This window comes from Alkalibacterium sp. MB6, from assembly GCF_009935905.1.
GTDB lineage: Bacteria > Bacillota > Bacilli > Lactobacillales > Carnobacteriaceae_A > Alkalibacterium.
Map to the genome: position 1 here is coordinate 38,348 of NZ_PREX01000020.1, position 9,450 is coordinate 47,797.

Genomic DNA, 9,450 nt, shown 5'->3' on the forward strand with positions numbered 1-9,450 from the left:
ATGAAGAAATATAAGGTAAGTATTCAAAGTATGACTTGTACAAGTTGTGAAGAACAAGTGACAACGGCACTTAAAAACATTAGTGCAAAAGATATAAAAACGAGTTATCGTGAAAGAAAAACAGAATTTGATTTAGCTGACACTGTCGAAATTGAAAATATTGAAAAAGCGATTGAACAAACAAATTATCAGATAGAAAAAATTGAAGAAATATCTTCTCAACCCGTGTTGGCACTTAAAAATGAAGAGGATTATGATTATGATTTTCTGATTATAGGTTCTGGAAGTGCAGCTTTTTCAGCGGCCATTAAAGCGACTGAATATGGCGTGAGAGTAGGGATGGTTGAACGTGATACAATCGGTGGAACTTGTGTGAATATTGGTTGCGTTCCTTCTAAAACGCTAATTCGGGCAGGTTCAATTAATCAGTTCGTTAAAGAAAATCCATTCAATGGATTAAAAACAACAGCTGGAGAAGTTGATTTAAAAGCATTAGTGAAACAAAAAGGTGAATTAGTCGATACACTACGTCAACAAAAATATATTGATTTAATCGACGAGTATGGTTTTGATTTAATTGAAGGTGAAGCAAAATTTATTGCGGATAATGCTATAGAAGTAAATGGAGAAAAATTAACTGCAAAACGCTTTTTAGTTGCAACAGGTGCAACTTCATTCATTCCTGAAATTCCTGGAATTGAACATGTCGATTATTTAACAAGTACAACTTTGTTAGAGCTAGAAGAAGTTCCAGAAAGATTGACTGTTATTGGTTCTGGTTATATTGGGCTAGAGCTCGGTCAATTATTCCACAATTTAGGTGCTGAAGTAACGTTAGTACAGAGAAGTAAACAATTACTAAAAGATTATGATCCAGAAGTTTCGGCAGCAGTTGAAAAAGCTCTGCATGAACGAGGCATACAGGTTATTACTGGTATAAATTATGACCACATCGTACAAGACGGTGATATTAAAAAACTAACACTCACTAAAAACGGTATTCAAAAAACGATTGAGTCTGACCAAGTATTAGTTGCGACTGGTCGAAGTCCGAATACAGACGCTTTAAATTTAAATGCGGCTAGTGTTGATATCGGGGAAAACCATGAAATTTTAATGAATGAATACGGTCAGACAAGCAATGATCGGATTTATACGGCTGGAGATGTTACCTTGGGTCCTCAATTTGTATATGTAGCAGCATATGAAGGCAAGATTGTAGCAGATAATGCAATGGGTGGTTTAAATAAAAAGATCGATCTATCCGTTGTTCCTGGAGTAATATTTACAAATCCCGGAGTAGGTACAGTTGGGTTAACAGAGAAACAAGCAAAAGATATAGGTATAGATGTTAAAACATCAATCCTAGATTTAGATAATGTGCCAAGGGCATTAGCTAATCATGATACAACTGGTTTAATCAAACTTGTCGTCAATACTCAAAATCAACAAATAGTAGGCGTCCATATCGTCGCTGAAAATGCAGGTGAAGTCATTTATGCAGGAACATTAGCTGTTAAATTTGGGTTAACAATCGAGGATTTAACAGACACAATGGCTCCCTATTTAACGATGGTGGAAGGACTGAAACTTACAGCGCTTGGTTATTATAATGATATTTCAAAATTATCGTGTTGCGCGGGGTAAAAAAGGGTGCAATGGGAAAAGTTGATGTTCTACATGCACGTTTAAGCACTTTTAAGCGGACAATTGCCTTGCTTTCGAATTGAAATGCGCTCTAAATGTTTGTTACAGCAATGGTTACCGACAACAAAATAAAAAAATGGCTTTGCAGATTCTTACAGGATCTGCAAAGCCATTTTTTTGAAAATATCTTAAAATTTATTATTTACCAACTTCTTGAATGGCTTTCATTCCGCCTTCAATTACTTTAGGATTTAATCCTTTTGATCCAAGGAAGGATGCCGCTGCAGTACTTCGGTTACCAGATCCACAAAGCGTGACAATTTGTTTGCTCGTATCCAGTGATTGATAATCATTAACTAAATCTTCAAATGGAATATTGACCAAATTATTCTCAGGTGCTGGGCGTGTAATTTCATCTGGATGTCTAACGTCAAGTAATATAAAATCGTCTGATTGATTAAGGAATTCTTCGGCAGGTATAGTTTCCGTTGTTTGTAGATTTTCTTTAGGGACTTCATCTATCAAAAGATATCCATTGTTTTGAGTAAAACCTAATTCATCAGCAGACTCAGAGAGTTCTTCTAAATGACCTTCTTCCTCAGATCCAACGATAAAAATAACGGGTTGGTTTAAATCAAGATAATAAGTCGCATACTTTTCGAAGTTGCCTGGGTTAAGATTGAGTGAATTCTTAATATGGCCAGCTTGGTAGTCGTGTTGAGTTCGAACATCAATTAGTTGCTGATCATTGATATCTTTGTGATTTATTTTTTTCATTTGTGGTACTCCTCCTGATAGTTTTGTATTCATTTATTATTTACCTGTAGCTAAAGGAGATAGGGATTTTTCAAGAGATATCCCTAATTACCCTTCGATAAAATGAAGTAAATAAAAATGATAAGATTGCTTGACTAAACATAGATAGTTATCTATATTTAGTACATAGGCAAACTTCTATGTAAGTGAAGTATATGAAATTTAGTGAACTATTGCAAGTTTTTTTGTCACATAACTCACTTTTTTACACTGTACATAGACGAACTTCTATATAGGTCATTGATTGTGGAAACAAAATCAATCATTTCGTCCAAATAGTTTAACTTAGGAGTGAAAAATAGAATGGAAAATTTTAATCCAAAAGAACATATTGACACAAAGTATTTATTCTATACGGGTAAAGGTGGCGTCGGGAAAACAACGGCCGCTAGTGCAACAGCTATTCAATTAGCGAATGAAGGTTTCAAAGTTGTATTAGTGAGTACAGACCCTGCCAGTAATTTACAAGATGTTTTTGAACGAGAATTAGATGATAATGGAACAGAAATTGAAGAAATTCCTGGCTTAACAGTCGCTAACTTTGATCCAGTCAGTGCTGCAGAAGAATATAAAGAATCCATTGTGGGTCCTTATCGTGGAATTCTGCCAGACGCTGCAGTTCAAAATATGGAAGAACAATTAAGTGGTTCATGTACGACAGAAGTTGCTTCTTTTGATCAGTTCGCAAAATTTTTAACGAGCCCTGATATATCCGATCAATACGACTATATCATTTTTGATACAGCACCTACCGGCCATACATTGAGACTCTTACAACTGCCTTCTGCTTGGACAAACTACTTTGATGAAAATACTACCGGTACAAGCTGTATGGGTCAGTTATCTGGTTTAGATGAAGAGAGAGAAAGTTATAGCTTGGCAGTAGAAACACTTGCCAATGTTGAAATGACAACTTTAATCCTCGTGACTCGTCCTCAAGAAGGACCATTAGTCGAAGCCAATCGTGCGTCCGAAGAATTACGAGCATTAGGGGTTGAAAACCAGAAACTGATTGTGAATGGTCTTTTAGAAAATCCGACAGATACGATTTCTCAAAAATACTATGACATTCAACAAGGTGCTTTAAGTGAAATGCCTGAGAATCTTAAAAACTTACCGACTTTTGAAATTCCATTAAGACCTTACAATCTTGCAAGTATCGAAAGTATCGGTTTATTACTAAGTGAGGCACAACCTGAAATCAAGCATGAAGAAGTGCAGGCTCAAGAATTCCCACGCTTACAAACTGTTATTGATGATTTATACAAGACAAACAAACGAGTTGTCTTTACAATGGGTAAAGGTGGCGTAGGGAAAACAACCATTGCAGCCAGCATTGCGAAAGGTCTTGTAGAAAAAGGTAAAAAAGTGCATTTAACAACGACCGATCCTGCCGCTCACTTAAATTATATTGTGCATGAATCAGATACTCTTGGAATAAGCCATATTGATGAGAAAAAAGAGTTAGAGCTTTACCAAAATGAAGTTTTAGCTAAAGCGCGTGAATCAATGTCCGAAGAGGACTTAGCTTATGTAGAAGAAGATCTAAACTCACCTTGTACAGAAGAAATTGCGGTATTTAGAAAATTTGCTGAGATTGTTTCGATGACGGAAGCAGATGTGGTGGTCATAGACACTGCGCCTACGGGACATACACTTCTACTTTTAGAATCTTCGCAAAGCTATGCCAAAGAGGTGGAGCGAACTTCTGGAGAAATACCAGAGTCTATTACCCGACTCCTGCCTATTTTACAAGATCACAACCAAACAGAAGTGGTTATGGTGACATTACCTGAAAATACACCTGTCTATGAATCGATTCGTCTACAAGAAGATTTAGACCGCGCAGGGATTGCACATACTTGGTGGGTAGTTAATGACAGTTTATTATCAACAGGGACTACCAATGAAACATTGTTAGCTCGTGCAAAATCGGAAGAAGAATGGATCCAACGTGTCGATGGATTATCAAATGGACATTTTGCGGTCATCGACTGGAGTCCTTTTGAGTTAAAAGATGATGTTCTTGCTACAATTGTTTAATCTCAAAGGAGAATATAAATGAATTATGAATTGTTTGCGGAAAAAATGAAAGCTTTATCTGATCCAAACCGAGTAAAGATACTCGATTTACTATCCTGCGATACTTTATGTGCCTGTGATTTGCTCGAACACTTTGACTTTACTCAACCAACTCTCTCCCATCATATAAAAGTATTAAGAGATGCGGATTTAATTGTTACAGAAAAAATAGGAACTTGGCATCATTACTCGGTGAATCGAGAATTATCTACCGAGATAACAGAAGTCCTTCAAAGTGTTTTCTCAAGTTCGGAAAGATGTATTTGTCATACAACAATAAATGAAAAGGAAGATCAATATGAAAAAGTTAGCCCTTTATGAACCTGCCCTATGCTGTAGTACCGGAGTATGCGGCCCTTCAGTAGACGAGGATTTACTACGTATTACGGGTGTGATGAAGCAAGTGAAAGAAGAAGACGATGTAATGATGGTCCGTTACAATCTTGCCTCCAATCCTAATTCGTTTGTACGAAATCAAAACGTCATAGACACCATGCAAAATGAAGGACAAGACTCTCTTCCAATTACTGTATTAGATGGAGACATTGTCAAAACAGGTGCTTATCCATCAAATGAAGAAATTAGTGGATATTTAAATATTCAACTGGGCAAAGAAACGGTTCAGTAAAAGAAAAATGTTTGAGGTGTAAAAAAATGAGAAGGGAGGCATTTTTAGTAAAATATATCATTATAAATAAAACAGCATTTAAATTTTTTTATTGATGCTACTAAGTTAGTCACTGTACAATAAAGTTTCAAGTTGACTAAAGTACTTGAATAATTTCCACTTACAAGTGATAGTAAGGGTACAAAATGAGATTAGCTCTTAATGAGCAATACAAAGGGGCTGGGAAAAAAGTCACCTTTTAGTAATAATTTATAAATCTGAGTAATTAAAAACACCTTCAAATCAAGGATCATTTTTCCTAGATTTGAAGGTGTCTTCTAATTCAGCTAGTTATTTCCCAGCCCCTTTGTATGCACTTATTGTGATTACAAGCATGCTCAATAATTTATACAGGAGGTACTTGATATATTGGTAAAAAATTCTGCACAGACTGGTACAATGGTCTGCAATCACTGGTAAAAAGAACCGCAAGGTGGGGGTGCGGACATAATCTTGGACAACTATAAGTCAGGAGAATGTCCATGTACTCTTACGAAGAAAGAATAAAAGCTGTAAAACTTTATATCAAATACGAACACTCACTAGCGTCAGTTATTCAGGAACTGGGCTATCCTTCTTCAAAAGCTCTGTACAAATGGTTTAAGGAGTATGAAGAGAACGGTGATCTTTCTAAGACTTCAAAAAGAAAACGTGAATTTACTCAAGAAGAAAAGCAATTTGCTGTTGATCACTATATCGAATACGGGCGCAATTATTCTAGAACTGTTCGCATGTTGGGCTATCCAGACAGAAACATTCTTAGCGATTGGTGTAAAGAACTTGCCCCTGAAGCTCGTAAAATCAGGCGCAGTAAGTTAAACTATTCTCAAGAGCAGAAAAAAGAGGCCGTTATCCATCTTGTGAGCCGAGAAACCTCTGTCCAAAAAATTGCTGAGCGCCTGCAGGTCACCCGTAAAACGCTCTATGATTGGAAAGAGGAGCTCATCGGAGAGGAGCTTCCACCAAATATGTCGAATATGCCTGAGAGCCCCCAACTAGAAGGGTTGAAAAATGAAGTTGATGTTTTAAAACAAGAAGTCTATCGACTGCGAATGGAAAAAGATATCTTGGAAAAGTCTGCCGAACTTGTAAAAAAGAATGGGGCATCAATCCAAAACAACTCTCCAACAAAGAAAAAACACGAGTGATTGATGCATTAAAAACCTTTTATCCATTGGCACTTTTACTAGAGAATCTGGATTTAGTTAAGAGTAGTTATTTTTACCACAGAAGTCAGGCTAAGCTTCCGGATAAATATGCTGATCTACGGGTAATGCTTAAAGACATTTTTATTGAAAGTCGTCGTACCTATGGCTATCGTCGTATGCATGACGTTCTAAAAAAACGACATATTGTCGTTTCCGAGAAAGTTGTTAGACGACTGATGAAAGAAGAAAAGCTCATTGTTCGGTCAGTAACCAAGAAAAAATATAGTTCTTATGCCGGTGAAATCACTCCAGCTACACCTAACCTTATTCAACGAGACTTCAAAGCTGAAGCGCCTGATGAGAAATGGTTGACGGACATTACAGAATTTCGGATTTCAGCCGGAAAAGTCTATCTATCACCCATTATCGACTGTTTTGACGGGGCTATAGTTAGTTGGACTATCAGTACCCAACCGAATGCGGAGCTCGTTAATAGTATGTTTGATCTGGCACTTGATACACTCGCTGATAATTCAAAGCCAATCATACACTCTGATCGCGGAGCACACTACAGATGGCCAGGGTGGATTGAAAGGATTAAAACCAATGGTTTGACACAGTCCATGTCTAAAAAAGGATGTTCACCGGATAACTCGGCTTGCGAAGGGTTTTTCGGTAGACTTAAAAATGAGTTCTTCTATGGCTTTAAATGGGACGATATTTCAATTGACACATTCATTGAACTACTTGATGATTACTTGAATTGGTACAATAACAATAGAATAAAATTGTCTCTAGGAGGACTCAGTCCGATCAATTATAGAAAGACACTGGGTTTAATTGCTTGAAAAAGTCCAAGAAAACATCCGCACCTCCTTCTTACATGAAGATTATAGATAACGATTATGTAGTATTAGAAGGGTCCACAATTGTTAAAGAGGGAAGACAAAACATTCCACCGGGAGTTTTGGAAGCTAGACAGACACTGATAAATAAAGGTTATCTAGTAAAAGATCAGAATAATAAATTGTATAAATTGACTGAAAATTATGCGTTTCAAAGTCCTAGCTATGCGTCAGGATTTGTAGCAGGAGGAAATGATAACGGCTGGACTTCATGGAAATATAATGGGAAAACAATGTCAGAATTGGAAGATAATAATAACTTGTAGATTGGTGATGTTGCTACCAAGTAAAATACAGATTTAGTGGGAAGCCATATAATCAAATATAGCACTTATAATTACCAAATACTTTATACGAAAATATAGGGAGAGTCATAATGGCATTATTAAAAGATGAATTAACAATAATATCGATAGGAGATTTACTTAGTATAGATTTAACATTGCCATCCTATCAGAGGCCCTACAGATGGAAAATTTCCTCTGCAAATACTTTGTTTATTGATACGTTTGAAGCTTACAAAAATAGTGTGGAAGAATATCGTTTAGGAACCGTTATTTTACATAAAAATTCGTTAGGTACTTATAATATTGTAGACGGCCAGCAAAGAATCACAACACTTTCTATTCTATTATATTCTTTAGGTGATAAAAAACAAAAAATGTTAGAAGAAAGTTATAGTCATTTATCAAATGATGCTGTTGTTAAAAATTTCCGGATTTTATCTAGAAGAATCAATGAATTAAATGATGATGAACAGAATAAATACAAAAAATATTTATTGGAACAATGCACTCTGGTTCAAATTGTAACAGATAGTGAACAAGAAGCATTCCAGTTTTTTGATTCTCAAAATACTCGTGGAAAAGAATTAGCTCCTCATGATCTATTGAAATCCTATCATTTACGAGAAATGGATAAGGAATCGGAGGATTTAAAAGTTCAGATTATAAACCAATGGGAAAACATAAATACGAATATACTAAAAGATTTATTCAGTATATATCTCTATCCACTAACACAATGGTATATGTTGAGAGATGGTTTAAATTATTCATCCACTAAAATTGATTCATTTAAGGGGATTAAAGGAAATAACATTTATAATTTTTCTCTCTACCACAAGGCCAGCAATTTATACGTGGAACAGTTTAATAAAAGTGGAAACAGTGAACTTCTGGCTTCTAATCATTTAAATCAATTTCAACTAACTCACCCTTTAATTGCCGGGAAAAGATTTTTTAATTATTCCTTTCATTATAAAGAACTCTTGGAAAAGGTTAAAAATTTAATTAGTAACTTTCACAGTAGTGAGGGTGAGGCGATTCCAGACAGACGTTCTGGAGATATATACATAAAGCAATTGTATGAATCCGTAGCATTATTTTTTGCTGATCGGTTTGGCATAGAAAATTTGACAAAGTCTGTTCTTCAGCAGTTATATACATGGAGTTATTCATTAAGATTAAGTATGTATGCGGTCTATCCTCAAACAATTAATAAATATGCAAATGGTCTACATGAACGAGTAAATGAAGGACTAGCAATGTTCTCAGTTATCAGTCAGATGAATGATCCAGAGGAATTAAAGTTAATCATACTTGAACAACCAGAAATAAGAGAGAATAATGGTGAAAGATATAAAGAGTCTTATAAATTATTATGTGAATGGAATGGGTGGTATAAATAATGACTAAAAATCCATTGCAACTACCAGTTTCTAAAGTTTTCGAGCATAACTATCAGGTGCCAATCTATCAACGTAACTATGCATGGACTGAAGTCGAAATCATTCAATTAATTGAAGATATTGATAGTTCAATTGAGAAGCCGGGTGAAAGTTATTTTTTAGGTAATTTAATTGTTAATCAATTTGATAATAATGCTTATGAAGTAATAGATGGTCAACAACGTCTAACCACATTGTATCTCTTAGGAAAATATTTAAATTTATCTATTCCACCTAGGGCATTACACTTTGAAGCTCGAGAGAAATCAAATCGAACCTTAGAATATATAAGAGATCACTAGTGTTGCATAAAACTAGAAATCACTGTTGATTGCAGTTTGTTAATTAAATCACAATTAGTTTTCTTTAAAATTTTCAAAAAAGTCAAATGCTGGCGCAGCGGATGACTTTTTCCAGAATTTTTTTGACTTATTCAGTTGTGGATAAATCGATTTG

9 protein-coding genes are annotated in these 9,450 nt (G+C 35.4%); 8 read left to right on the forward strand and 1 reads right to left on the reverse strand.

The features are described from left to right. Positions 1-1,647, forward strand: coding sequence for a mercury(II) reductase (merA, locus tag C3945_RS08555; protein ID WP_161879279.1), 1,647 nt, complete (start codon positions 1-3; stop codon positions 1,645-1,647). A 198-nt stretch (positions 1,648-1,845) separates the two neighbouring features. On the opposite strand, the gene C3945_RS08560 is transcribed toward merA, so the two are convergent. Further along, entirely contained in the window at positions 1,846-2,424 is a 579-nt protein-coding gene (locus C3945_RS08560) for a rhodanese-like domain-containing protein (protein WP_161879280.1), read from the reverse strand. 342 nt (positions 2,425-2,766) lie between these two features. Between C3945_RS08560 and arsA the strand changes: the two genes are divergently transcribed. The 7 genes from arsA to C3945_RS08595 all read left to right on the forward strand — a co-directional run bounded on the left by arsA (position 2,767) and on the right by C3945_RS08595 (position 9,296). Further along, entirely contained in the window at positions 2,767-4,506 is a 1,740-nt protein-coding gene (gene arsA / locus C3945_RS08565) for an arsenical pump-driving ATPase (protein ID WP_161879281.1), read from the forward strand. An 18-nt stretch (positions 4,507-4,524) separates the two neighbouring features. Further along, positions 4,525-4,866, forward strand: a complete 342-nt coding sequence (locus C3945_RS08570; protein WP_073294667.1) for an ArsR/SmtB family transcription factor — start codon at positions 4,525-4,527, stop codon at positions 4,864-4,866. Beyond that, positions 4,844-5,173, forward strand: coding sequence for an arsenite efflux transporter metallochaperone ArsD (gene arsD / locus C3945_RS08575; protein ID WP_161879282.1), 330 nt, complete (start codon positions 4,844-4,846; stop codon positions 5,171-5,173). Before C3945_RS08570 ends, arsD begins: the two co-directional genes overlap by 23 nt. A gap of 521 nt (positions 5,174-5,694) precedes the next feature. Further along, a protein-coding gene (locus C3945_RS08580; protein WP_161879283.1) for an IS3 family transposase occupies positions 5,695-7,208 on the forward strand; the annotation gives its coding sequence in 2 pieces (ribosomal slippage) (positions 5,695-6,313 and positions 6,313-7,208; 1,515 coding nt in all). After that, positions 7,205-7,531: a DUF4357 domain-containing protein gene (locus C3945_RS08585; protein WP_161879284.1), complete on the forward strand. Its 327-nt coding sequence runs from the start codon at positions 7,205-7,207 to the stop codon at positions 7,529-7,531. Before C3945_RS08580 ends, C3945_RS08585 begins: the two co-directional genes overlap by 4 nt. Positions 7,532-7,641: 110 nt before the next feature. Next, positions 7,642-8,955, forward strand: a complete 1,314-nt coding sequence (locus C3945_RS08590; protein ID WP_161879285.1) for a DUF262 domain-containing protein — start codon at positions 7,642-7,644, stop codon at positions 8,953-8,955. Further along, positions 8,955-9,296 (forward strand): DUF262 domain-containing protein, encoded by a 342-nt coding sequence (locus C3945_RS08595; RefSeq protein WP_161879286.1) that lies wholly within the window; start codon positions 8,955-8,957, stop codon positions 9,294-9,296. The genes C3945_RS08590 and C3945_RS08595 overlap by 1 nt, the downstream gene beginning before the upstream one ends. Positions 9,297-9,450 lie beyond the last annotated feature (154 nt).

Coding starts and splice junctions, on each gene's coding strand:
- merA (WP_161879279.1), top strand. CDS start 1: ATGAAGAAATATAAGGTAAGTATTCAAAGTATGACTTGTACAAGTTGT.
- C3945_RS08595 (WP_161879286.1), top strand. CDS start 8,955: ATGACTAAAAATCCATTGCAACTACCAGTTTCTAAAGTTTTCGAGCAT.
- arsA (WP_161879281.1), top strand. CDS start 2,767: ATGGAAAATTTTAATCCAAAAGAACATATTGACACAAAGTATTTATTC.
- arsD (WP_161879282.1), top strand. CDS start 4,844: ATGAAAAAGTTAGCCCTTTATGAACCTGCCCTATGCTGTAGTACCGGA.
- C3945_RS08590 (WP_161879285.1), top strand. CDS start 7,642: ATGGCATTATTAAAAGATGAATTAACAATAATATCGATAGGAGATTTA.
- C3945_RS08560 (WP_161879280.1), bottom strand. CDS start 2,424: ATGAAAAAAATAAATCACAAAGATATCAATGATCAGCAACTAATTGAT.
- C3945_RS08570 (WP_073294667.1), top strand. CDS start 4,525: ATGAATTATGAATTGTTTGCGGAAAAAATGAAAGCTTTATCTGATCCA.